Source organism: Chitinophaga sancti (assembly GCF_034087045.1).
In the GTDB taxonomy this organism is placed as follows: domain Bacteria; phylum Bacteroidota; class Bacteroidia; order Chitinophagales; family Chitinophagaceae; genus Chitinophaga; species Chitinophaga sancti_B.
Genome location: NZ_CP139247.1, coordinates 6234510 through 6260122, shown reverse-complemented (window position 1 = coordinate 6260122; position 25613 = coordinate 6234510). Strand labels below are relative to the sequence as shown.

Genomic DNA, 25613 nt, shown 5'->3' with positions numbered 1-25613 from the left:
AGGTGTATCGCAAGGCTATGAGGATAATTGCCAAAGGAGTATATGCTATATTTCTATTAGCGGGAGTTTCAGTTCTATTTCTATAGGTATTTTCCATTACATGGTATACCCAAATCTCACCTTTATTGAACTGGTAGCGGGGAAATTTCTGCTGGCCAGAAAATCATACAACAACATCAGGTTCCCTTTCAACTTTGCATTAATCTTATATTTCTTAGATATCCCCAACAGCGCACTCCGCTGCCAGCTATTTACATTCATCAACTCGGACACATTCGTAAAAGTGGACACATAATTCTCCTCAAACCCACCATTCAAATAAAAAGTCCCCTTTAACTTCCAATCCATATAAGACCTCAACCCCACCCCCTGGTGCGTAAAAGCAATATGATTCCAACCTGTACCCATTCCTAACTTATAGGACAACCCTACACCAGCAGACCCATTTTTATGAAACTTATATCCCACCTGTCCGGCAATGTCCGTAGTAGTAGGATAATAAGACGTATTCTTCTGGAATTGAAGGTTCCCCCCAAACTCCAACCGCTGCAGAAAACTCTTTGTCTTCATCGGGTTTGGTTTGAAATCAGGCATATCTCCCGCATTATCTAAATTGGAATATTTATCCTTCAACTCATTCAACTGTGACTTTGCCTGCGCCATCTGCTGACTCACCGCCTGCTGCGCACTGGGATCATTCCCCAACCGCTGGGAAATAATTGACTCTACCTGGCTACGGGTCTGCAACCCCGCCAGACTGGCTGTACTATTACTGCTGGCTCCAATCAGGTTGAACAAACTCGCATACTGTGAATGCTGGGTTATAAAATTATTATACGCTGGTAAAGTTTTGAGCAATTTGACCGCCTTCTCTTCTGCTTTTTTCCTATCCGATAATGTAGCCTTGTATTCATTCAATTGCTGGCCGTAATAATATGCCTCCTTATTCAGGTTTGTCAAATCCTTGCCAAAACCCGTATAATTTGCCAGTTGCTGCTTTAACAATTGCCTTTGCTCTCTCAGGTATGCCTTTACCTGCTCCGCCTGTTGCAGGCTATTTTGCAGATTATCTACGCTCTGCGTAGCACTCGCCAGTTTACTGGTATTTGACCCTAATATATTATTCGACCCTTGTAGGAATTTCAATGAATTCTGCAAAGTATCCAAATAAGCGCCCCCGGCATTAGATGTGATGCCACTCACCTTCCTGCCCAAACCAGCCTTCATGTGATTGAGACTATCTATCGACTGGGAAAATATTCTTTTTGCGGCTGTCGAATCCATCTTCATCAGCTTTGCCTGCATTCTTTTTTCCTGGCGTGCAAAGCGATCCAGGGCCTGCGCCGTACGCTTGTCTACCTGGGATTCGACATGTTCTGATTTGCGTTTTACCTGACTCAGATACCTGTCAGGCAGGGTGATAATACTATCTTTTCTAACTGTAGAATCGCTAGCCGGATTATTGAAGCATATTGTGAATGTAGCGAGTAAAAATAGATTCATAATTGTATAGAGAACGGTTTACAAACTTGTGCAGTAAAATTATTGCTATAAATGCAAGGCGTAAATAACACCTTAGTACTATATTCCAATGATTGTACAAAAAAAACTCCTTACCACCAAAGATAGTAAAGCGGGCATTTACAAATAAAATTAATTATACATTTCCCTACTTCAGCTCCTTCATTGCATAATCGCAGGCTCTCGCTGTCAGCGCCATATATGTAATAGAAGGATTCTGGCAAGCCGACGAAGCCATGCAGGGCCCATCTGTGATAAACACATTTTTTGCCGCATGCACCTGGTTATTCCCATTTAAAACAGAAGTCTTGGGATCATGCCTCATACGGGCAGTTCCCATTTTCCTTTACAGTGGATATGATTAAATGGATACGCTTTAAACCCAATATCCCATTGGCCGTGATCAAGCATAAACATAAGCTAACTGTTAGTGAAGTAGCAGAACGCTTTTCCATACAATAGTAAGCCCTTGTTATCAACCTTTTTAATCTCCTCAATCCCTCTTTATTCCCTCTTTATTTTTTCTTCCCGGATCGTTTCGGATTAATTCGACTCTGTGGATATGCCGACCCTCCGAAGGCCGCTTTCTTCGCAGCAGCATTTTTAGGCATAGCATTCTTTGCGGCCGCTTTTTTAGGCGTCGCATTTCGTGCCTGGTACACAGGATAATTTCTACTGGCCGACTTTGTTAAATTTATCAATTGCTCCGCTGTTCCTTTGGAAATGCGCGTACGTTCCTTATCATAATCCCATACTACAAAATATACTTCTACATTAGAAGTATCACCCGGCACTTTTGATTCTCTATTCCCTTCAGTATGTTTAATAGCATACCCCTGTCCTGGGGTAAAAACTCTGTTCCCTAGTCTATATTGGCCATTACTTAAGAGGACCAATTTTTTTGTCGCTGTCAAAATTACGTTATCGACCTTTGCTGATATACTGGATATTCCGGAAGCTGTCTTTGGTCGTTGTGTAGCGACCCCTGCCCCGGCCTTTATTGGCTTAGACCTGGATGTTGCCGCTGGCGACTGTTGAAACTTCTTTTTTGCCGCGATCTTCCTGCTTTTCATTAAGATTGATTTTGGCAGTAAAATTATCTCTATATTTTGTAATTATTGTTAAAAATAAAGCCGCCTCAACCTTACGATTGAAGCGGCTTTTCAGTAGGTATATAATAATTTATTCCTTGTGATACTTCGCATTCCTGCTATCATGAATCACTCCTTTCCAATCCAACCCATACCCAAAATCATAACCATGCCCATCACTATCCTGATAACAATCCATATCATAAGGCACATCTTCACTTTGTTTCTCCACCGTCGCCATATCTTTCGGCATCTGCAAAGGCAATAAGCCGGAGGGCTCCATCTTTCCTGAAATGATCTCCATCAATGCAGATGTAGAAACGCCAAAATGTATCAACACCCCATCTACACTTTTTTCAAACTCACTAAATACCATAGGCTTTCCGGCGTTTACCACCACCACAACAGGTTTGCCATTCATCACAGACCTTGTATCCAGTATGGTCTGCAAATCCATGAAGTTATTCGCTGTAATAGTTTTGTCTTTGTAAGATCTGTTCTTTACTGTAGGAGCAACTACCGGATCTCCCGCCGCAAGACTTTGTTCCCGCGCATCCACTGCTTTGTATTGACCATATTGCAGACTGATAGGCACATATCCGTTTCCACCTGCTTTCCTGTCTTCTGCATCATAACCATTGTCAGCACTCACCGGACTGCTCACAAATACCAGCGCAAAATCTGCTTGTGCCGGAATAGCTGTAATGTTATAATATTTTTTGACTGTATTCGTATCTACAGGATAATCAAAATGCGGCATCGTCGGAATGCCCCACCAATTCTTCAGCATGGGGTAATAGATCTTTGGAATATATACCGTTTTCCTGCCAGTAACAGGAAGCGTATTCGCATGATTTTTCAGTAGCACGACTGATTTTAATTGTGCCTCAAAACCTGCTTTCATAAATGCAGGATTGCCTACAATCGCTTTACTTTTTTCTATATCCAGGTAAGGATTTTCAAACAATCCAACACGAAATATATTTTTCAGCAACCGTACTGCAGACCGCTGAAACCGCTCTTTCATAAATGTTTCGCCATGCTCTTTTACGCCCATCTGATAAGCGGCAATTACAGGTTTCGCATCATTGTTGCCACCAAACTGATCGACGCCTGCTATCAGTGCCTGATAATGCCTTTCGTCTACAGTGCTGGCTTCCAATCCCCATGGTTTTCCTTCAAATACATCCGGAGCTGCACCTTCATTGGCAGTAATGAGCCAATCTGTACAAATCACACCGTCATAATGATATTGCTGTCTCAGCAGATCTGTTAGCAGGTATTTACTATATCCATTACCGACATTTTTACCACTGGGGTCTATGCCATAAGAGATGGTATAATAAGGCATCACAGCAGCCACCTCTTTTGTTTTCCCACTAAGTTTTAAGGCCCCGTTTACAAATGGAGCAGTGTGCGCAGAGAAGTTTTTACCGGGGTATACTGCAAACTTCCCATAAGCAAAGTGTGCATCTCTGCCACCTTCTTCCGGACCACCGCCAGGCCAGTGTTTTACCATGGCATTGACACTCGTCCATCCCCATCCGTCTTTTATCTCATCCGAACCTTTGGAAGTCTGGAAACCATCTATATATGCCCTGGCCATGTCAGTTGACAAAGCAGGACTTTCTCCAAAAGTAGAAATGAGTCGGTACCATCTGGGCTCTGTGGCCAGGTCTACTTGCGGTGACAGGGCAGTAGTGATCCCCAAAGCTCTATATTCTTTGGCAGCAATGCTACCAAATTGTTGTACGATATTCGGATCAAATGTAGCTGCGAGCCCCAATCCATCCGGCCATTGAGAAATGGCGCCACCCGCACCGGCATTGAACTCTGCATTTGACTGCGTCACATGCCGGGGATCTGAACTGGTATTTACCGGGATTCCTAAACTTAATCCTTCTGCAAAAGCCTGCACATTGTTATTCCATGCTGCTGCCACGCCAGGATTGGCTACGGTGGTGATGAGTATATGGCGGAGGTTATCGGCTTTCAGAAACTGTTTTTGCTGATCGCTGATGTCTGACGGTGCGGCACCGCTCTTACTAAATGGCTGGCCATTATACGTACCGCTGGCAAAGCCATTTTCATGGGAGGGGAGTGCCTGGTGAAGACTATACAACATCAAACCTGCCATCTGTTCAACTGTCATTTTTGATACCAGGTCTTTGGCCCTTTCTTCTATTGGCAATCTCCAATCCTCGTATTTATCCAGTTTCCCATTCTTATTTAAGTCTTTAAAATGGAGTTTACCAATGGTCAGGATTTTCACACCTGAATTAGTTGCATAACCCAGAGTAGGGCCTTTGGTATTGCCAATCGTCTGGTAGTTGCTGTGGTCTTGTCCCTGTACGGGTAGTACTCCTATCAATAGTGATAATGTGATGATTCCCTTTATCATAAGTAGAATTTATGTTTGTGGAATAGGTATATTATTTCATGAAACGTTGAATCAGAGCGCATTGGGTATTAATGCCTCAAGCTGAAGCAATGATAAGGTTATTTTCGGAATATTCCCTGCTATTGTCAATATTTATGGAGAATATCCAAAAGGTTAAGTCCGGGGAAAAACTCTCCCCTGTATTGTTAGTACGATCTCCCAAACTGGTTGTCGCAGATGGGTACCATCGGGTATGCTCCATTTACTATCTCTCCGAAGATCTTGAAATACCATGTAGAATTACTGATAGCAGGTAAGATTCTATCCCGGCATAAATACATTTTATCACATTTATAGCTACCCCGTTTTTATAATTTCTACTTTACTTTAATGAAAGTATGGATATTATTAATGGCCCTTGTTAGCTGGCGCCCAACGGAAATACACGACCAGGTCAGATCAGAAACTGACAACATCTATGATAAGCTGGTCAGGATCAGAAGAGAGCTCCATGCAAATCCCGAATTAGCAGGAAATGAAATTCATACAGCGGTATTCATCAAAAAATATTTAATCAACCTGGGCCTGGAAGTAAATACGAATGTTTACGGCCATAGTCTTGTCGGTATTTTAAAAGGCAGCAAACCCGGTAAGCAAATCGCCTGGCGGGCAGAGATGGATGCTTTACCAAATGATTTTCGGGATGATGTGCCGTTCAAATCCATTATAAAAGGCGTGCAGCATGGCTGTGGGCATGATGTACATATGGCCATTGCACTGGGCATTGCAGAAATCCTTTCAAAACATAGGGCATCATTCGCTGGAACCGTCTATTTTATTTTTCAATCAGAAGAAGAGTCCTTTCTGGGTGCAAAGGGCATGATTGACCATGGATTATTTTCGAAAATACATCCGGATGAAATGTATGCTTTGCATGTAACAGCACTGCCTGTAGGAAAGATCATGGTAAAACCCAATGAGATGTTTGCCTACCAGGAACGGGTAAGGATTCAATTACTGAAAGGTGATGCAAAAGAAGCAGAAACGAAAATATACAATTCATTATCACGTTCACAAGCGAATAGCCAACCGTGGGAGATACAACAGGTCAGTGATTCCTCCAAAGGATTAATGAACCCCAACACTATATTTAAAGACTACCTGATCATGGATCCTCATTTTAATACTTATACCCTGCATGACTCACTTGTGTTGGAAACGTATTTATATGAAACTAACAAAGCAAACCTCCCCAAAATCATCCCCCGCATTAAGCAATTAGTGGGCGGAGACGTTTCTTTCATACAGGAAAACCCCACTGTCATGAATGATAGCAAACTGACTAAAGCCGCATTAAAAACATTACAGCACCTCTATGGAAAAGATGTAACCGCACCTGACTATGGGCAGGTTCCTTTCTTTAACGATGACTTTGCTTATTTTCAACAAAATGTACCGGGCGTTTATTTTTTTCTCGGTGGTACGAATGTCGTAAACCACGCACCTGGTTTTAAGGTAGATGAAGAAAGTATAAGGGTAGGTGTGAGGAGCTTTTCTTCCTTAATAATTGAAAGGCTGGCTTTATAAAAGGAGACATACTGTTTTATAATAGAAAGGTTTGAATAATATCAGCAAAACGTTCCGGCTGGTCCATATGAAGGCTATGTCCTGCGTCGGCAATTTGTTTCACCTGTAGTCCCTGTAGCTCCTTCGCTACATCCATCGTCACCACGCCTCTATCTCCAAATACAAGCAGCGCAGGGATATCGATCTTACTCACCAATATCTTATAATCAGGATAGGGTGGCCTCAGCACCTCAAATGCTGCGATACTGGTTTGCAATCTGGCCTTTGCAAATAGTGCTATCGTCTCTGCTGAACGATGAGGATGCCTGGCCCGTACATCAGCTATAACCGCTTCCAATGGAAGCTGTAATACTTTTCTATGCTGGCCGGCTACATCACTATCCCACACATCCTGCTGTACCTTCAAATTGATAAAAGGAGGATCTGCCAGCACCACCCTCTTTATTAAATCCGGTTTACGGCTGGCCACCACTGCAGCCATCATGCCACCCATCGAATGCCCGATCAAAAAAGGAAGACGTAGTTCCAGCGCATGTATCAAACCCGCTACATCATTTGCCAGATCCTCATACTGGTAACCCTCATCCGGTACATCGGATTGTCCATGGCCCCTGGCATCCGGCATGATCACATCATAGTCCTTTTCTAATTTACGTGCAAGATCCGTCCAACACAATCCATTCGTCATTAACCCATGCAGGAGAATGACAGGAGACTTATTTCCCCCGGTTCTTGTGTAGTGAATATTGATATTGTTGGCATTGCAGGTAGCGGATTTCCAGTTATTCATTCCCTAACTTAAAAAGTTAATAAATGAATAAAAAATATTTGGCATAAATAAATATTTCCCTATCTTCGCGCTCCGTTTGAGAGAAAATGGGTTCAGATTCCGTAGCTCAGTTGGTAGAGCAATACACTTTTAATGTATGGGTCTTGGGTTCGAGTCCCAACGGGATCACAAAATAAAAGCCGCTTAAATCGCAAGATTCAAGCGGCTTTTCTGTTTTTACCAAATGATGGGAAGTCTGGGAGACTAAGGGTAGCAAAATAATGAGTTTTTTTATAAAAATAATACCTAGGGTTTTGTTCGTACGAAATTTTTCCTACCTTTAGTTAGAGAAAATGAAAGCTATGAATATTCATCCTACGAATGCCGAAATCGAAATTTTGCAGGTTTTGTGGAAGTACGGTCCATCCACTGTTCGCTTTGTAAACGATAAGCTGAATGAAGAGAAGAGAACGGTGCAGTATTCTACTACCCTAAAGCTGATGCAGATTATGGCAGAGAAAAAGATGGTAGACAGAGATGAGACCAATATGAAGCATATTTACTCCGCTGCTATAGCAGAAGACACCACTAAAAAGGATCTGTTAGGCCGGTTTGTGGAGAATATTTTCAATGGCTCTGCCAGCACATTAATGATGCAATTGCTGGCTAACAAAAAAACATCCAGGAAGGAACTGGAAGAAATCCGGAATCTGATTGACAAGCTGGAGGAAGAAGAATAATTGCCTCATAACTATTATCGTATGCACTACCTCTTTATACAACGTTTATTTGCAGATGATGTAATACAAGCGCTTTGCTGGACGTTCATCCATTCTTTGTGGCAGGGGTTGATTTTTGCAATCATCGCTGGTGTATTGCTCGCTATTGCAAGAAAGGCGGATGCCAGGCTACGCTATTATTTAATGGTGGGTATCTTGTTTTTATTCCTGCTGGTCACCCTTTTTACCTTAGGGAAACAGTTAAATAATACGATAGTAGGTACTTTACAGGAGCCGTTGTCAGAGCAGACTTTTATCTGGCAGTTTGTAACATATTGCAACCTGCACGCACCTGTAATTGTAGGTATATGGTTTATAATTTTTAGTGCAAAATGTGTAAATATATTGGGAGGCTTAGTGCGTATGCAGCGTATCAGAAATTATAATACCCAATCTCCGGCAAAGGAGTGGCAGGAGCAGGTAGCAGTGCTGGCAAGGAAATTACAGATCCATAAAACGATATTTCTATTGGAGTCAGCATTGGTGAAAGTGCCCATGGTAATAGGTGCCTTAAAGCCGGTAATTATTATGCCGGTGGGACTGCTGGCCAATTTACCCGCCGACCAGGTATGTGCTATTTTATTGCACGAACTGGCCCATATCAGGCGAAAGGATTACCTGGTAAACCTCATGCAAAGGTTCGTGGAAATCCTGTTCTTTTTTAATCCGGCTGTGTTATGGTTATCATCGCTGATAAAAGTGGAAAGAGAACACTGTTGTGATGACCTGGCAGTAGCGGGTATAAAAAGTAAAAAGAAATATGTGCAGGCATTGGTGGCTTTTCAGGAATACAACCTTGACCTTACCAATGGGAGTCCTGTAGTGGCATTCACCGGCGAAAAGAATCATTTAATGAACAGGGTCAAACGAATAGTTCATAAAGATAATACGGGCATGCGGCCAATGGATAGAATAGTGCTGGTATTATCCCTTTTTATACTGGTATTAATTGGTTTTACCCCTATCCGGAAAATTCACGCACAATCGACAACAAATACAAATCTTTCCCAAACCATGGATAATGATCAATTAAATCCTGAAAAAAGGAGCCATGAGCTGTTGTTAAGAGATGAAGCCCTCAAAATTCGTGATAAGGATTTAGCAGCAAGAGATGAAAAACTGTTGAGCCAACCGATATCGGAAGAGGATCGGAACAGAATTCTGCAGGACCAGAAAATGAGAGAGGCTGATTTGCAGCGACGTATGCAGGAACCCCATCATACGCCAGGAGAGAACGCAAAACAGTAACCCAGGCTACCTTCCAACAAACCATCATTTTAAAAACAGACTACGTAAACTGACTTTTGAGCTAAGCTCAAATGAGGGATTGTTTTGTGTCTGCCAAACTATAAATAGATATACATGAAAGCACTGTATCTGCTCATAACGATAAGCTTGTTTTGTAACAAAGTCCTGGCACAGAATCCCATTGACAACAAGATCAGTGGCATTGTCCATGATGATAAAAACAGTCCCATACCCGGGGCTTCGCTGATGTTGATAGGTGCAAAAGATTCGGCCTTACAGAAAACAGGTATTAGTGAAGCGGATGGTAAGTTTGCGTTAAAAAATCTGAAATCCGGGCAATATCTTTTAATTATAACAGCCGTAGGTTACAACAAATTTACTAGTGATCCTATCTTTATTGATTCTTTGCATAGCAGTATTTCTTTGCAGACCATTCAGTTGCTGCAAGCCGATGCGAAGGTATTAAAAGGCGTGTCTGTTACCGCCAGAAAACCATATATGGAGCAGCAGATAGACCGGCTGGTTCTCAATGTAGATGCATTGATAACCAATGCCGGTACTACTGCGCTGGATGTGTTATCAAAATCGCCCGGCGTGAGTGTAAGTAGTGATGGAAGTATTTCATTGAACGGGAAATCAGGTATACTGGTATTACTGGATGGCAGACCTACTTATTTATCCAGCCAGGACCTGGCGAATTACCTGAAAGCGATGCCCAGTGCATCGCTGGATAAAATTGAACTCATGACAAATCCGCCAGCTAAGTACGATGCTGCCGGTACGGGCGTGATCAATATCAGGACTAAAAAGAACAGGATAAAAGGTTTTTTTGGAAGTATTTCAGCTAATTATAGCCAGGCAAACTATTGGCGAAGCAATGATGCACTGGATTTGAATTATCGCAATAATAAGGTGAACCTGTTTGCAAACATTGGATATGCAGGTGACAGGAATTTTGTAAATACAGATGTTACCCGCAACTATGTAAATTCGGATGGTAGTCCCAATTCAGAGATACAGATGGCTGTGCGTAATAAAAACGTTGCTGATGCGGTCAATCTCAAATTGGGTATGGACTATTTCGTTTCTCCCAAAACTACTATGGGAGTTATATTTACAGGCTTGTACCGGCCTAAATCAGAAGAAGTAAACACGACAAGCAGGGTGTACGATAGCATTCATACCTTAGATTCTATTGCACAGGGTACATTGAATGGAAAATATAAATGGAAGAGTGGTGGTGTAAACCTCAACCTGCAGCACAGGATTGACAGCACCGGAAAAGAGATCACTGCTGACCTGGACTATATCCGGTATAATTCTGATGGTAACCAGGTGACCAATAATTTTGTGTATTCAGCCGACAATACGTTGGCAAGAAATTATGATCGTATCGGCGTGCTCCCGGTTGATATTACTGTATACTCGGGGAAGGTAGACTATTCAAGTCCGGTAGGAATTGGAGGGCGGTTCGATGCTGGTGTAAAGTCCAGTTATGTGAAAACTGATAACGCAGCTGAATATTATAACCGGGTCAATAATGTGACTACACCAGATTATGATTATACCAACCGATTTTTGTACAATGAAAATATTAATGCAGGATACCTCAACTTTAATAAAGAATTTAAAAGATGGTCTTTTCAGGCAGGACTTCGGCTGGAGAATACTATTGCCAATGGGCATCAGCTTGGAAATGTTGAAAAGAGTGATTCTTCGTTCAGAAGGGATTATACCAGTTTGTTCCCAACTGCTTACCTGTCATACAAGCTGGATAGCGCGGGCAACCACACGCTGGGATTAAGTTATGGCCGCAGAATTAATAGACCGGCCTACCAGGATCTGAATCCCTTTCTCTATTTTATGGACCAGTATTCTTATTCAGCCGGCAATCCTTATCTAAAGCCTCAATACCTCAATCATTATGAACTTTCATATCATTTCCGGCAGTATATAAATGCAATGCTTGTGTATGATAAGTCAAAGGATATGATTACACAGACCATAGAACAATCAGGTAATTTGTTTATAGCCCGTAATGCAAATATTGGGGAGAATACTGTATATGGTCTGCTGCTCAACTCTTCCGTGAATCCTACCAAATGGTACATGTGTAATGCGCATCTTGAATTCCTGAATTTCGGATATAAAGGACCTATTAATTCCGAATATATAGATGAGAACAGGTTTTCGTGGGGTGTTGGGTTAATGAACCAGTTTAAGTTCAATAAAGGATGGGCGGCAGAAGTGTATGCGATGTACCGGTCTTCCACCAGGGTCGGCCAGTTCATCAGGGACCCGGTGAACCGGGTGGATGCCGGTGTAATGAAAAGCATCCTGAAGGACAAGGGTTCACTTAAACTGAGTGTGCAGGATATTTTCTACTCCATGATCATTAAAGGAGAAATTACGAATCTGAAACAGGCAACGGCAACTGACCGCAATCTTTCTGACAGCCGTGTTATTGGCCTGACTTTTAATTATAGATTTGGCAAAGAAATGAATGGTTCCAAACGAAACCATAATAGTAGTGCTGAATCAGAACAACAAAGAATAAAAACAAACAATTAGTCTTTCTTTTTTTAATGTATGGATCCAGGGTGCAAGTTCCAACGGGATCAAAAAATAAAGGCCGCTTAAATCGAAAGATCAAGCGGCTTTTCGGCTTTTGCGTATCCTCGAAACAAACAACCTGACATTCACTCTGAAAAAATCATAAAACATCGCGATTATCAAAACAATCGCCGCGATATAAAAACTATGATACCGGAATTTCACATATGCAAATCCTCCAATCACACCTCCCAGTAAAAAGAATATAATAATTGTACACCTCAGCACAATCCTTTTCTGCAGCGCTGCAGGACGTTTTAAAAATGCTGACGCCAGGTCTATGCCCAGGTCTGTAAACATCCCGGTCAGATGCGTAGTCCTTACCACCGAACCAGATACCACGGATACCAATGCATTCTGCATACCCATGGCAAACAGCAGACTCCCTGCAAAATATTCTGTCTTCACCACACTCTTGTCGTAGGTATGGCCAAAGTACCCCACCCCGCAAAGTATAATTATCTCCACCATCATCGGCACTGTATACGAATGTGGTTTATCTCTTCCTGCCTTTGATATATAGAGGCTGGAACAAAATGCCCCTGCCAGGAATAAAATGAGCCATAGCGTAACCATTCGTACAGCCCGCAGATCCCCTTCCGTCAGTTTTACAGCCAGCAATGCCGCATGTCCTGTAATATTGGTCGTCAGTATAAAGAATCCTAAAAAACCTGAAGCATTGACAAAACCTGCCGTTAAGCAGAGTAGGATCGCCAGCCTGATATTATGCCTGAAGCTCCTTTTTTGTCCCAGGTGTCTGAACATCTCATGTATTTTTTATCCAGCAACTAAATAGCGTGTCAATGTCACTTGAAACCAGCTGATAGGATGCAGGAATGCGCGTATGCGAACTCTGGTAAGTAGCCAGCCGTGTGCCAGGTGGTCGGGTATCAAGTAGTGTATACAGGTAACCAGCATAATACTCATATAGACTTTCAGAGTGGGCGATACTATCGTCTATATGCAAACTTTCATCCACCAGGTTTTCATAAAAAGGATTATAAAAATAGAAATGGTCAAAAGCTGAGAAGTCCAGCTGAGTGAAATTTCCATGTATGAAAGAGGCGTTCCTGATGCCGAGTTGACGTTGTACCTGGTTCGCTATTGCCACGAGATTACTTCGCTGTTCCACGCCAAAGAAATTACAATCCTTCGCATAATACCCTGCATTCAGGCAAAATTTTCCCACACCTGCACCGATATCCAGGATATTTGCACCTGGAGTAACTGATAGAAAATCGGCCGCCTTTCGGGCAATTTCTATAGGTGTCCAGTGCAAATTGGATAACCGACTTATGGGGAGAGGATATAACTGGTCAAAATTCTTGTTGGTCGAAAAGAAGTCTTCTTTTGTCGTATTACTTGTCATTCGCTGTCCTATAATAAATTGTACCTTTATTGATCTAACAAAATTATCAACTTAAGGTGGGTAGAACTTTGCAAGTTGTCAATTAATGAGTTGATAAAAATCAACTTTAAGCACTATGAGTTTAAAAGGCATATTCCCGATAGATAAGTGGATTTTCCGGTCCAAATCAATTATGGAGAGCCTTTCTGCGGAAGAGCTGGAAAGGTTATTTGCGGATATGGTGGAGCAAACCTACAAAAAGGGGCAGATTATTTTCAGGGAAAATAACCCTGCTTTTGGAATTTATTATATCCAGCAGGGGAAGGTGAAGAAATATAAGCAGGATAGAAATGAGAATGAGCATATCATATATGTGGCCAATGAGGGGGAGTTGATCGGGTATCATCCTTTATTATCGGGGAATAATTACCCGGACTCTGCTGCTGCGCTGGAAGATAGCAGGATTGCTTTTATACCCAGGGATGCTTTCCTGTCGGCAATGGAATGGGCACCTGCTTTATCTAAGCATCTACTGAGTGCGCTCAGTTATGAATATAGTGTGTTGGCAAATAGTTTGTCGATCGTGGCAAAGCATTCTGTGCGGGAGCGATTGGCGATTTCACTGATTGTGTTGAGAGAAAAGTATAAGTTATCAGAAAATGACACAAGCAGTGTGGCGATAAATATTTCCAGGAAAGATCTGGCGAGTATGACGGCGACTACGGAGGAGAATGTGGTGCGGTTGTTAAAAGAGTTGAAAAAAGAGGGGATAGTAGGGTCGCTGGGAAGGACGATTATTATTTATAATGTGAAGGCGTTGGTGCAGATGACAAATTATCAATAAGTTATTTTCTGTCGTAAATAAGGCGATTGCGACAAAAAAACATCAAAAAGTGTCGTAATAGGGCGGGGTTATACTTCGGCCAATAGAACTAAAGACGTATTTCTTTGTAACCCGGACCATTAATCATAGTCCAGTGTATCCCTGAATTTTGGATCCGCTTTTAATACATTTTCCAAATCTGTTCTGTGATCTTCTCCCCAACCCTCAATCGTAAAAATCACAGGGATTAAACTCTCTCCCAGTTCAGTCAATTCATATTCCACCTTAGGGACTTTTGTATCAAATACGTGTTTTTTCATAAAACCATGTAACACCAATTCATGGAGTTGCTTATCCAATACCCGGCGATCGCCTGCAGGTATCACCTTCTGCAACTGAACCGGACGTTTATACCCCTTATACACATAAAAAAGCAACATCAGCTTCCATTTACCATTCAGCAGCTCTTTAAATAAATGCAATCCACAATATGTCTGAGTGGTTGTTTTCTTTTTATACATATTTCAAATATCCGCATAAAATTGTCCGCTGTTGTAATTATTTCCCCGTGGGAATAGTTTTGCAATCAAAATAATATCTATGTTAAAATTTACATTTTTAATCAGGCGGGTAGAAGGAATGACGAAAGAAGAATTCGTTAATTATCATAGAAATCACCATGCGCCTTTATTTATGTCGCACCCTGAGGTGGGTAAATATGTCAAAAAGTACGTTGTTTCTCATCCGGTTGAGATAGCTGGTTTTCCCGCGCCGGAGTTCGATGGAATTACAGATATATATTTTTCTTCGCTGGATGACTATAATACATTTTTTGCTAATGAGTATTACAAACAGCACATTCAACCAGACGAGCCGAAGTTTTTCAAATCGGTTGAGATATTGATGCTGGTCACGGATGAGAAAGTAGTGGTCGATCATATTGGGTCCTGACGATAAGGATGGGAGTCTAAAAAGACACATACATATACCTGACCAGTAAGTATCCCGCCCATAAGCCGTACATATCCCGCATCTATATAGATGCGGGATATGTACGGCTTATGTACGGCTTATGTACGGCTTATGGGCGGCTTATGGGCGGGTTATCCCCGGAAATGCGCTATGGGAGAGGCGAAGCCAACCTTCCTATACCTGGCTTAGGGGTATCTTAAATCTTAAATGGTTGATTTACAGTTATTTGGTTATTTGGTGGGTCGAAGTAAATCAAATAATACATAACTTCGTGACCCTATGCTGAAAATCATTCAAACCTTTATTATAATCACCAGCTTTGCTTTTACTACCTATGCGCAAAGCAGTGCACCTGAACTGGCGCTCGTAGACGCCAATGGAAAATCCATTACAATCAGTTCTCTGAAAGGAAAGGTGGTATTTATCAACTTCTGGGCTACCTGGTGCCAGCCCTGCGTAAAGGAAATGCCTACCATCCAGGCATTAAAAGATGCCTTTAAAGACGTGGTATTTCTTACAGTAGATATTGATGGCGATTTCCCAAAGTCAAATGCCTATATGGAGAAGAAATATTACACATTACCAGTGTATGCAGCACCCACCGCAGTACCACGGGAGTATTACTACCATACCATTCCCGCTACTGATATCCTTAATAAAAATGGAGAGATTGTCTGGCGCACTGACGGTGGTTTTGATTATTCCTCTCCTGAAGTAAAGAAAATATTAGCTGACCTGATTGAAGGCAAATAAGAGGTTCACTTTTTAAAGAGACTCCCTTTGATCTAACATGCCTACCAATGCTTCTAATGCATTTTCACCATACATCACCTCATTGCCTTCCAATGCCTCTTGCGCCAACACTGCACTACGTGCACGCATTTTATTTTCAAATGCCCCAATAGCAGTTTGTATGTCGCCGTAATTCCCGTTTGTAAGATGCTCGCTTAAATCCAACGCATCCAGCATAGCTGTATTCACACCCTCTCCTGATGGTGGCATCAGGTGTGCGGCATCACCAATGATAGTGATATTGGAATGCGGTTCCCAGGTTTGATCCAGTGGAAAATAATTTAACTGCCGGACGGTAAATTTATCACAAGCTTTGAACAGGGTAAAAAAGATCTCATTCCAACCCTCATAGAATACTGTCAGGAAGGAATATACTTCCTCTTTGTCGGAAGCATCTATTGTCCAGTCTTCCGGATACTTTGCAGCAGCGTAGAAGGTCAATCCCCCATCTCCACGCGGTTGTACGGTAATAGATTTTCCATCAGCCAATACAACCAGGTTTCCATTGGCCACCAGTTCATATATTTCCGGACAGGCTTCCGCAGGATTGTCAATATCTCCTTGTATAATTGTAACCCCACAATACAGGGTTTTGGTGTCTGAAATATAAGGACGGATCTTTGAGCGGGCACCATCTGAACCAATTACAATATCTGCTTGGGCTGTTGTACCATTTTTGAAAGTCAGTATCCAACCTTCACCATCCTGCGTCATGGACACAAACTGGCTATCCCATACAACTGTATTGGGGTGTAGGGTATCTAACAGCATATTCCTTAATGAACCTCTATCAATTTCCGGTCTGAAATATGGATCCCCAAAATCACCATTATCTGCTTTGTTATGTTCATCCAGATGGATGGTGCCGTACTTATCAAATATGCGGTAGCGATCAGCTCCCTTGATATAGTTTGCTTTAAATGACTCCATCAGACCTGCTTTTTCAATTACTTTCAGACCTGAATCAAAGTGAAGATCTACGATTGCCCCCTGTACACGGGATGCTTTACTTGCGTCTCTTTCATATACTTTTACATGGGCACCTGCCAGCTGCAGAAGTCTGGCCAGTGTTAGTCCTCCCGGACCTCCACCAACGATTGCGATTTGCTTATTTTCTATCATGCCACAAAGTAAAGCCGAATAAGGAGGGTAAAAAAGGGCAATGCGAAGTAGGTATAGGACTATTCGAGGTTTTTGCTACGGAATTCCAGCGGCGTCATGCCAGTTACTTTTGTAAATAGTCTGGTGAAATAGGAGTGGTCATCAAACCCGAGTGCGTAAGCAATTTCTTTTACAGACTTATTGGAATGATAGAGCAGGCGCGCTGCTTCTAAGATGATGCGTTGTTGTATCTGGTAAGAGACCGACCGGCCTGTAGTGTGTCTCACACATTCGTTTAAATACGGCGCGGAAATGTTTAGCTTTTGCGCGTATTCTTTAGGACTTTTTATGGTGGTGAAATGCTCTTCAAGGGCCGATTTGAATGATTTGGAAATGATATCAAACCGCGAGGGAGCATCCGTTGGATTGGCCTGTGCCAGGTACTGGGATAAGATGGCTGCTATATACGTATGGCAGCTGTCTTTTAATAATGATGCGTATAACTTTGCATCTTTTCTTTCATACAATTTGATGCAGACAGCGGCTATTTCAGAAAGGATCGTAAAGGTCTCTTTGTTTAATTTAAGTGGTTGCACCGGTGTAAGATCTTCCAGTAATTTTAAGTATTCAGGTTTTAGGCTTTTGTGGTCGATGATCAGGCTATAAAAAACAGCTTCTTTAAATGAGATAACACGATGTACCTGGTTTGGATGCATGTAGAATACGGAGGATGGCTTTATAACGATCTTTTGAAAATCCACTTCCATGGTAGTGGTCCCCTTCATTTGTAGCGTTAATAAATGCCAGCTGTCCCGGTGAGACTGTTGTACATCTTCGAGACCGCGTAGGGAGGAGGCCGTGATCTTAAAAAGCATGATGCCTATATCGGGAGGTAAGCCAATGACAGGAATTGGTTGATGATGCTTCGGCATGAACTTTTTATTTTAGTGCTATAATTTGAATTGTTGAGGGGTAGTACTCATTATTCCCCTACCTCCCTGGTAAATTTATTACATTGCATCAAATTTCAAAAAAACAATGAGAACCATTCTGACATTATTAATTTTCATTAGTACTACCGTACATGCACAACAGTACGCCGGAAAACTGAAAATTGAAAAGTTAGTAGACACCACCGTCAACTCTATCGGCCAGAAGATCGTGTACCCACAATTTAAAGATGCAAAGGTGACAATGGCCAAAATTACCTTTCCGCCGGGTGAAACCACGGGTTGGCATAAGCACCTGATTCCTGTATTCTCTTATGTGCTGCAGGGTACTTTGACTGTCGAAATAGAAGGGCATCAGCCTGCTGAATATAAGGAAGGTACCAGCTTTGTTGAATCTTACGATACCTACCACAAAGGAACAAACAAAGGGACGACTGATGTAGTGCTGTTTGTTGTATACCTGGGTGGGGATGGACAACCGCTGGCGGTTAAGAAATAAAGTTTTGCCGGATGAGGTGGAACCTTTATCAGCTGTGGAGAGCCGGGGAAGTTTGAAGTTCTTATTGTTCGATAAACTGCATAGATTGCATGAGTTCCAGGTGCCTGTATAGATGTCTGTGCTGGATAGTATACTGATTCGGCTGACTTAAATCCTGCAATAGTTTTGCCTGTGCGGCTAATTCATCCTGTACAATTGGAAGGGATCGGAATTCATTTTCTAATCCATTAGAGGCTACTATTCCATAGAGCACTTCTATCGGCAATTCCCCTGCGCGTGCGCCATATCTTCTGCCTGAAGTCACGCCGTCATAAATAGTACTAAATGCGCCAACGAGTAGCGTGATGCAAAACTCACTCAATACGGTATCTCTTAGATCATCATACGTCTGATGGAGAATATCTCTTGGATTGAGAAATGCGCCTTCATCATCAAACTCAGCCGGGTAGGTCTTTCCAAATACCTGCTCAAACTCATCGGGGTTGATTTGCTTTGCTGCTACCGCTTTCCAGCAGAAATCCCACATTTCACGGAGCTGCTCAAAATGGGCTTCGTACCCTTCGTGGTTTTGCTCCAGCAGGTCATATGCATACGCGATATTCCACATGTTCCAGAATAGCAGGTTCTCCTGCAATACTTCCGAAAATTCTGTTTTCATTCTTCTATTTCAATAATTTGCAGGGGTAAAGGTAACTGAAAAATAATCAAAATAATTATCTCGCAAATCCTACGCCGATCAGCTGATAGCCCTCATCCGTTCTTATAAAATCCATTTGTCCTTTTTCGTTACTGCCCTCAAAGAAGATACTGATGGAGGGGTATTGCCAGTCCTTAGCCGTAAAGCAATGATTGATATATTTCTCATAAAGCGGACCTTCAAAAATGTAAGGATTGAAGTTGCCACTTACTATATTAAAAGCTGCTACATCCTTAAATCTGGCCTGTAAGAAATCCCAATACTTATCTATAAACATGGCCTTGTCATCACTCACCCATTCTTCCCCATTATAATAGGTGATTTTGGAGAAGGAATGCTTTGCCAGTTTTTCCTTTGTCAACCCCGGTAGCAGGTCGCGATATAGCCATTCACTAAACTCTTTTTTATATACCTGGAAAGTATAGTATTTCCCGTTCACGCCTTTGAAACTCATCCTCGTCGTATCTGTACCGGGTTGGTTCTCCAATTGTAAAGAATACATATTCAGGTCCTCCGCAGCTTTAAAATCTGCTACCAGCACCTTATTGGCAGTATCTATCAGTAAATCCTTTCCGCCCTTCCAGAAAAAATGTTCTCCATCATTCACTTTTTCAGCACCCTGCAGGGCAATCACCATTCCATTCATCACTCTCGAAACAGCATTGTACACTGCTGGTACCACGATCTTACCATAACGGTTAAACACCCCTGTTTTTTCCGTTTTCCAGTCAGTAAACCGGATGAAACCTTCATTTTCACAATCAAAAGTATTGTCAAACATATACATGCTATCCGATCCCACTTTCCTGTATGCACTGGTCAGGTAGTAACTGTGCCATTTACCTTGTTTATCTTCTTTTGTAACAGCGACTATGTGATCAAATTTATTCCCTGCTACCTGTACGAACTGTGGGGCTACACTTACTTTGGACCTGGAATTTTCAAAACCGGTTAAGGAGGAGTCGGCATTATAGATGGCCGTGAACTGTTGGGCAACAAGCGAATGGCTACCATAGAGCATTCCCAGAATAAGCAAGGTTTTTCTCATGAGTATACGTTTAAGTAATAAGACGCAGAATTGTTGAAATTCCATATCTTATAGTACAAATCCTATATTTTATGATGAATTCCCTCAAAATCCCGTTATTGATTTTTTTTCTGTGCTGTTCCCTTCAAACATTTTGCCAGATTACAAATCCACGTACCCTTTCTGACGAATGGGGAGAATATGGTATTGGTGATCCTTACATTTTTAAATTCAGAGGTAAATTTTACCTGTACTGTAGTACCCGCGATGATCAGAATGGTGTAAAGTGCTGGAGCAGCTGGGACCTGGTTACCTGGACCTACGAAGGGCTGGCTGTGCCTGCATCTGTAACGACTTCCAAAGGTGCTTATGCGCCCGAAGTCATTTACTGGAACGGCACTTTTTACATGTATACCTCACCGGCAGGGAACGGACATTATGTATTGTCCGCCAGTAGTCCAACAGGGCCTTTTTCTCTGCAGACGGGCAACCTGGGGCATTCTATCGATGGCTCCGTCTTTATCGACGACAATGCGTCTATGTACTTCACGAATGCCAGTGGCAGTGGTATACAGGGATCAGCAATGAGTAGCCCATTAGTCATCGGATCTGCCACTACGCTGAGCGGTGCTAACCTCAATGGCTGGACGGAAGGCTCCACGCTCTTTAAACGGAATGGGGTATATTACCTGACCTATACAGGTAATCACGTATTCAGTAAAGGTTACCGGGTGAACTATGCTACATCCACGGCTCCTTTGGGTAGTTACACCGCTGGCGCCAACAATCCTATTCTCCTCAATACGGAAGGGACTTTCTTTGGCCTTGGGCATAGCAGTTCCTTTATTGGCCCTGACCTCGATACCTGGTTCATCACTTATCATAATTTGCTTGGTCAGAGTAGTATCGTAGGCCCTAACCGAAAACTGAACATTGACCCGATGGGTTTTAATGGTGACCGGGTACAGGTATATGGCCCTACAAACTGGTCAAAACCGTCTCCTGCTTTGCCTGTTTTCTACGATCGTTTTGATCGCACGGATATTGGTAGTAACTGGACGGATGTGAATGGTGGTACCTGGGGTATTTACAACCAGGAACTGATGTGGCAGGATACAAAAACGACCAGTACCTGGTACAGACAAATTACCACAGCTACCAGTGCCGAAAATTACACGGCCGAATTTAATATGAAAGAAATGGAGAGGGGTACGAATGCCGCCCGCTTTGGCGCTGTGTTTTCTTACATCGATGAAAATACGTATGGTACGGCGTTGCTAAGTAGTTATGATAACACATTAGAAACTGATATCAAAGTAAACGGTACTTCTATTGGTGTCAATGCCATAGCCCTGCCTCCCGGATATGACTACCAGAAATGGCATGTGATCAGGGTAGAAAAAGAAGGGACTACCTTTAGGATCTATGTAGATGGCATGCTGAAATCTACCCGTACAGCCAATATTACTACTGGTGGCAAGATAGGTGTTACTACCTATAGCGATCACGCTGATTTTGGTTACACTGCTTTTAGCAATAAGGTAAATGGCAGTGGTGTGTTTAGTTTTTATAAACCTATACCAGGTACGATTCCTGCCGTGCATTACAATGAGGGTGGGGAAGGAGTTGGTTATCATGATTTGTCCGGTGGAAACACAGGAGGTAAGTATCGTACTGACAATGTTGATATCCGTGATAGTGAGGAAGGTGGTCAGAATATTGGCTGGAACCAGACAGGTGAATGGTATCAGTACAATGTGAATGTGCCGGCAACGGGGCCTTATCATATGGGGTTGCGATATGCAACGACTTACACTGCCTGCAAACTACGGGTGTATTGTGATGGTGCGGATGTATCCGGGATCATTGCCATTCCTGCTACGGGTGCCTGGACAACCTGGCGTACGGCTGTGCTCCGGAACCTGACTCTACCTGCCGGCAATCATACGATTCGTTTGGAAACGGTGGAGGGGGAGTTTGATTTTGCATTTTTAAAATTTGAATCAGGTTCTACCATTACCCCCAGTGGCGCTGACAATTTTGATGCGGGTAGTTTTAATGCATCATGGAACTATGACAATGGTTCATGGGCAGTATCTGCCGGGAAGGCGGGGATCAATGGCTATGGGAAAAGGACGATGGGCAATGTAGGTTGGACGGATTATACGGTGGAGGCGGACGTCACCTGTTCTTCAGCTGGTAATGGGGGTTTGATATTCCGTTCCCGTAACCCGGCGGCAGAGCAGTTTGGGAATTCTACGGATATCAGTTCTGATTACCAGCAGGGGTATTATGCAGGTATAGAGGCCGGGGGTATCGTGTTTGGGAAGGAAAACTATAACTGGACAACGTTGGCTTACAAGAGTCAGGCATTGACGGCGGGGCAGTCTTATAAGCTGAGGGCTGTGATAAGTGGGGATGTGATAAAGATCTACCTGAATGATATGTTGACACCGGTGATAGAATATACGGATACAAACCCTTTCATCAGTGGCAAGGCAGGGATGCGGGTACATGCGGCGAATATGACGTTTGATAATTTCCTGATTTCTACTGATACGGGAACGGGGTTGTTGAATTGCAGGGTAGAGGAGTAGGGATGGGGGGATAAGCCATTGGAGGGCAGGGGATCGGTACTGAAAATGAGATACTGGATGTACTGAATGTGGTGGCAATTGAGTTAGGAGCGACACCGGGTCAGGTGATATGATGCCTTATAGCACAGATAAACTTTTTTATAAAAAAGCCTCCGGGATCTTATTTCTCCGGAGGCTTTTAATTTTATTTTAAATCGAACCTATTTTAGACCGAATCTATTTCACATCAAACCTACTTCACATCAAACCTATCGAGGTTCATCACCTTCGTCCATGCTTTCACAAAGTCCTGAATGAACCGTTCTTTCCCATCTGAACTACCATACACTTCCGCAATCGCTCTCAATTCAGCATTAGATCCAAATACCAGGTCCGCACGTGTTGCTGTCCATTTAACATTGCCAGTGGCGCGATCTGTTCCTTCAAATAATTCCTGCTCAGTAGTCACTGCTTTCCATGCGGTATTCATATCCAGCAAATTCACAAAGAAATCATTTGTCAGTTTGCCCGGCGTAGTTGTCAACACCCCATCAGCTGATCCATCGTAGTTAATATTCAATACACGCAGACCACCGATCAATGCTGTTAGTTCCGGCGCTGTGAGTGTAAGCAGCTGTGCCTTATCAATCAACAATGACTCAGTAGACACGGATGATTTGAATTTACGATAGTTACGGAAACCATCCGCCTGTGGTTCCAGGTAACCTACAGATTCCACATCTGTTTGTTCCTGTGTAGCATCCATACGGCCGGGTGTAAATGGAACAGTAATATCCTGTCCTGCATCTTTCGCGGCTTTTTCAATTGCTACGCCACCTGCCAGTACAATCAGGTCAGCGATGGATACTTTTTTGGCAAACTCTGACTGTATTGCTGTCAGTTTATCCAACACCTTTTGTAACTGCGCGGGGTTATTGACTTTCCAGTATTTCTGTGGCGCCAGGCGGATACGTGCACCATTTGCACCACCGCGTTTATCAGAGCCACGGAAGGTAGAAGCAGAAGCCCATGCTGTAGACGCCAGTTCGGAGATGCTCAGGCCGGAAGCCAGTATTTTCTCTTTCAGTGCAGCTATATCCTCATCATTCACCAGTTCATGATCAACAGCAGGAATCGGATCCTGCCAGAGCAGGTCTTCCTGTGGAGCGTCGGCGCCAAGGTATAATACCTTTGGCCCCATATCACGGTGTGTGAGTTTGAACCATGCTCTTGCAAACGCGTCTGCAAATGCATCCGGGTTTTCTAAGAAGTTTCTTGAAATCTTTTCATATGCCGGATCAAACCTTAAAGCGAGGTCTGTAGTCAGCATAGTAGGACGGTGTTTTTTGCCACTGTCATATGCATCCGGTATAATATTATCAGCATCTTTTGCTACCCATTGGTGAGCGCCGGCAGGGCTCTTGGTGAGTTCCCATTCAAAACCGAAGAGATTCTCAAAGAAGTTATTGCTCCATTGGGTAGGTGTTTTTGTCCATATTACTTCCAGGCCACTGGTAATAGTATCGGCGCCTTTGCCGGAGCCATAGCTATTACTCCATCCAAAACCCTGTGCTTCGATCCCTGCGGCTTCCGGTTCTTTGCCTACGTGATCAGCAGTAGCTGCGCCGTGGGTTTTACCGAAGCTGTGACCGCCTGCGATGAGGGCAACAGTTTCTTCATCATTCATCGCCATACGACCAAAAGTATCACGGATATCTTTGGCAGCTGCAATAGGGTCAGGATTACCATCCGGGCCTTCAGGGTTTACATAGATCAAACCCATCTGTACAGCAGCGAGTGGTTTGTCGAGGTAGCGGGAGTGAATATCACCATCTGCATTATCATCTGATACCAGTACACCGTGGTTTTCAACTACCCCTTCAGAGCCGTGTCCGTAGCGCACATCGCCACCCAGCCAGGTAGTTTCAGAACCCCAATATACATCTTCCTCCGGTTCCCATTTATCAACGCGTCCGCCAGCGAAGCCAAAGGTTTTGAAGCCCATAGATTCCAGGGCAATGTTGCCGGTTAAGATCATAAGATCAGCCCAGGAGATCTTGTTGCCATACTTTTGTTTGATAGGCCAGAGAAGTCTGCGGGCTTTGTCCAGGCTAACGTTGTCAGGCCAGCTGTTGAGGGGAGCAAAACGTTGTTGGCCGGAACCGGCGCCGCCACGACCATCGGTAACGCGGTAGGTACCTGCGCTGTGCCATGCCATGCGGATAAAGAGGGGGCCATAATGGCCGAAATCAGCAGGCCACCAGTCCTGAGAGTCGGTCATGAGTGCATGGAGGTCTTGCTTAACGGCTTCGAGATCGAGGCTTTTGAAGGCTTCGGCATAGTTGAATTCGTCGCCGAGAGGGTTGGATAAAGGTGATTGTTGACGAAGGATGTTGAGTCTAAGTTGGTCAGGCCACCAGTCACGATTTCTGGTGCCACCACCAGCGACTGGGTTTTTCATACTGCCATTGTGGAATGGGCATTTACTGATGTCGTTTGATTCTTTTCCCATTGTTTTTATTTTATGGTATTAAATGAAAGCTTACGGTGTTGTTTATACAAGCAGGATGGTAAAAGTAGGACTTTAAGGATATAAACAAGATTAATATATTCTATATTTTAATAGTTTAAATCTATATAATGCCATTTATAAATAACTAATGAGGGGAGGGGTTTGTTCGGATTTAATATAAAATTCATATAAAGAATTGCACTAAAAAAATAGCCCCGAAGTATAAACTTCAGGGCGCTTCAAAACCTAAAATTAAAATATAAATCTTACTAATATTGATAGTGTGTCAGTTGCAGTTTTCTTTAAAAAATCACCCGAATCTCCCGTG

At 42.9% G+C, this 25613-nt stretch carries 21 protein-coding genes, 1 tRNA gene and 1 pseudogene; 10 read left to right on the top strand and 13 right to left on the bottom strand.

Annotated features, from left to right (window positions below; translation table 11 throughout):
• Positions 1-96: 96 nt before the first annotated feature.
• The 4 genes and pseudogenes from SIO70_RS25310 to SIO70_RS25295 form a co-directional block, all read right to left on the bottom strand.
• On the bottom strand, positions 97-1503 hold the full coding sequence (locus tag SIO70_RS25310; RefSeq protein ID WP_320575486.1) for a hypothetical protein: 1407 nt from the start codon (positions 1501-1503) through the stop codon (positions 97-99).
• A gap of 166 nt (positions 1504-1669) precedes the next feature.
• A pseudogene (locus SIO70_RS25305) lies at positions 1670-1864 on the bottom strand (GMC oxidoreductase); the annotation flags it as partial.
• A 172-nt stretch (positions 1865-2036) separates the two neighbouring features.
• Entirely contained in the window at positions 2037-2594 is a 558-nt protein-coding gene (locus tag SIO70_RS25300) for a hypothetical protein (RefSeq protein WP_320575485.1), read from the bottom strand.
• A gap of 109 nt (positions 2595-2703) precedes the next feature.
• Positions 2704-5013, bottom strand: a complete 2310-nt coding sequence (locus SIO70_RS25295) for a glycoside hydrolase family 3 protein (protein WP_320575484.1) — start codon at positions 5011-5013, stop codon at positions 2704-2706.
• Between the two features lie 369 nt (positions 5014-5382).
• On the opposite strand from SIO70_RS25295, the gene SIO70_RS25290 reads away from it, so the two are divergent.
• Positions 5383-6579 carry a M20 family metallopeptidase gene (locus tag SIO70_RS25290; RefSeq protein WP_320575482.1) on the top strand — a complete coding sequence of 399 codons (1197 nt, stop codon included), beginning with the start codon at positions 5383-5385 and terminating at the stop codon, positions 6577-6579.
• A gap of 16 nt (positions 6580-6595) precedes the next feature.
• On the opposite strand, the gene SIO70_RS25285 is transcribed toward SIO70_RS25290, so the two are convergent.
• Positions 6596-7369, bottom strand: a complete 774-nt coding sequence (locus tag SIO70_RS25285) for an alpha/beta hydrolase (RefSeq protein WP_320575480.1) — start codon at positions 7367-7369, stop codon at positions 6596-6598.
• 95 nt (positions 7370-7464) lie between these two features.
• On the opposite strand from SIO70_RS25285, the gene SIO70_RS25280 reads away from it, so the two are divergent.
• From SIO70_RS25280 to SIO70_RS25265, 4 genes are all read left to right on the top strand, one after another.
• A tRNA-Lys gene (locus SIO70_RS25280) sits at positions 7465-7537 on the top strand.
• A gap of 173 nt (positions 7538-7710) precedes the next feature.
• Positions 7711-8088 (top strand): BlaI/MecI/CopY family transcriptional regulator, encoded by a 378-nt coding sequence (locus SIO70_RS25275; RefSeq protein ID WP_320575478.1) that lies wholly within the window; start codon positions 7711-7713, stop codon positions 8086-8088.
• 21 nt (positions 8089-8109) lie between these two features.
• Positions 8110-9375: a M56 family metallopeptidase gene (locus SIO70_RS25270; RefSeq protein WP_320575476.1), complete on the top strand. Its 1266-nt coding sequence runs from the start codon at positions 8110-8112 to the stop codon at positions 9373-9375.
• Between the two features lie 114 nt (positions 9376-9489).
• On the top strand, positions 9490-11946 hold the full coding sequence (locus SIO70_RS25265; RefSeq protein WP_320575474.1) for a TonB-dependent receptor: 2457 nt from the start codon (positions 9490-9492) through the stop codon (positions 11944-11946).
• A gap of 78 nt (positions 11947-12024) precedes the next feature.
• On the opposite strand, the gene SIO70_RS25260 is transcribed toward SIO70_RS25265, so the two are convergent.
• A complete protein-coding gene (locus tag SIO70_RS25260) occupies positions 12025-12753 on the bottom strand; it encodes a YoaK family protein (protein ID WP_320575473.1) in 729 nt (242 codons plus the stop codon).
• A gap of 1 nt (position 12754) precedes the next feature.
• On the bottom strand, positions 12755-13357 hold the full coding sequence (locus tag SIO70_RS25255) for a class I SAM-dependent methyltransferase (protein ID WP_320575471.1): 603 nt from the start codon (positions 13355-13357) through the stop codon (positions 12755-12757).
• Between the two features lie 115 nt (positions 13358-13472).
• Here SIO70_RS25255 and SIO70_RS25250 point away from each other — a divergent pair, with 115 nt between their 5' ends.
• The gene (locus SIO70_RS25250) at positions 13473-14180 is read left to right on the top strand and encodes a Crp/Fnr family transcriptional regulator (RefSeq protein WP_320575469.1); all 708 of its coding nucleotides are present in this window, start codon (positions 13473-13475) and stop codon (positions 14178-14180) included.
• Positions 14181-14299: 119 nt separating this feature from the next.
• Here the strand turns inward: SIO70_RS25250 and SIO70_RS25245 are convergent, their stop codons facing one another.
• Positions 14300-14680: a helix-turn-helix domain-containing protein gene (locus tag SIO70_RS25245; RefSeq protein WP_320575467.1), complete on the bottom strand. Its 381-nt coding sequence runs from the start codon at positions 14678-14680 to the stop codon at positions 14300-14302.
• A gap of 79 nt (positions 14681-14759) precedes the next feature.
• Here SIO70_RS25245 and SIO70_RS25240 point away from each other — a divergent pair, with 79 nt between their 5' ends.
• Complete coding sequence (locus SIO70_RS25240; RefSeq protein ID WP_320575465.1) at positions 14760-15110, top strand: EthD domain-containing protein; 351 nt, start codon at positions 14760-14762, stop codon at positions 15108-15110.
• Between the two features lie 300 nt (positions 15111-15410).
• On the top strand, positions 15411-15884 hold the full coding sequence (locus SIO70_RS25235) for a TlpA disulfide reductase family protein (RefSeq protein ID WP_320575463.1): 474 nt from the start codon (positions 15411-15413) through the stop codon (positions 15882-15884).
• 12 nt (positions 15885-15896) lie between these two features.
• Here SIO70_RS25235 and SIO70_RS25230 read toward each other — a convergent pair whose 3' ends face one another.
• Together SIO70_RS25230 and SIO70_RS25225 are read right to left on the bottom strand one after the other, a co-directional pair.
• A complete protein-coding gene (locus SIO70_RS25230; protein ID WP_320575461.1) occupies positions 15897-17045 on the bottom strand; it encodes an NAD(P)/FAD-dependent oxidoreductase in 1149 nt (382 codons plus the stop codon).
• Between the two features lie 59 nt (positions 17046-17104).
• Positions 17105-17956 carry a helix-turn-helix domain-containing protein gene (locus tag SIO70_RS25225; protein WP_320575459.1) on the bottom strand — a complete coding sequence of 284 codons (852 nt, stop codon included), beginning with the start codon at positions 17954-17956 and terminating at the stop codon, positions 17105-17107.
• Between the two features lie 106 nt (positions 17957-18062).
• Between SIO70_RS25225 and SIO70_RS25220 the strand changes: the two genes are divergently transcribed.
• On the top strand, positions 18063-18473 hold the full coding sequence (locus tag SIO70_RS25220; RefSeq protein WP_320575458.1) for a cupin domain-containing protein: 411 nt from the start codon (positions 18063-18065) through the stop codon (positions 18471-18473).
• A 61-nt stretch (positions 18474-18534) separates the two neighbouring features.
• Here the strand turns inward: SIO70_RS25220 and SIO70_RS25215 are convergent, their stop codons facing one another.
• Together SIO70_RS25215 and SIO70_RS25210 are read right to left on the bottom strand one after the other, a co-directional pair.
• Positions 18535-19131, bottom strand: a complete 597-nt coding sequence (locus SIO70_RS25215) for a hypothetical protein (RefSeq protein WP_320575455.1) — start codon at positions 19129-19131, stop codon at positions 18535-18537.
• A 55-nt stretch (positions 19132-19186) separates the two neighbouring features.
• A complete protein-coding gene (locus SIO70_RS25210; RefSeq protein WP_320575454.1) occupies positions 19187-20218 on the bottom strand; it encodes a hypothetical protein in 1032 nt (343 codons plus the stop codon).
• A 71-nt stretch (positions 20219-20289) separates the two neighbouring features.
• Here SIO70_RS25210 and SIO70_RS25205 point away from each other — a divergent pair, with 71 nt between their 5' ends.
• The gene (locus SIO70_RS25205; protein ID WP_320575452.1) at positions 20290-22794 is read left to right on the top strand and encodes a family 43 glycosylhydrolase; all 2505 of its coding nucleotides are present in this window, start codon (positions 20290-20292) and stop codon (positions 22792-22794) included.
• A gap of 232 nt (positions 22795-23026) precedes the next feature.
• On the opposite strand, the gene katG is transcribed toward SIO70_RS25205, so the two are convergent.
• Entirely contained in the window at positions 23027-25285 is a 2259-nt protein-coding gene (katG, locus tag SIO70_RS25200; RefSeq protein ID WP_320575450.1) for a catalase/peroxidase HPI, read from the bottom strand.
• Between the last annotated feature and the right edge of the window lie 328 nt (positions 25286-25613).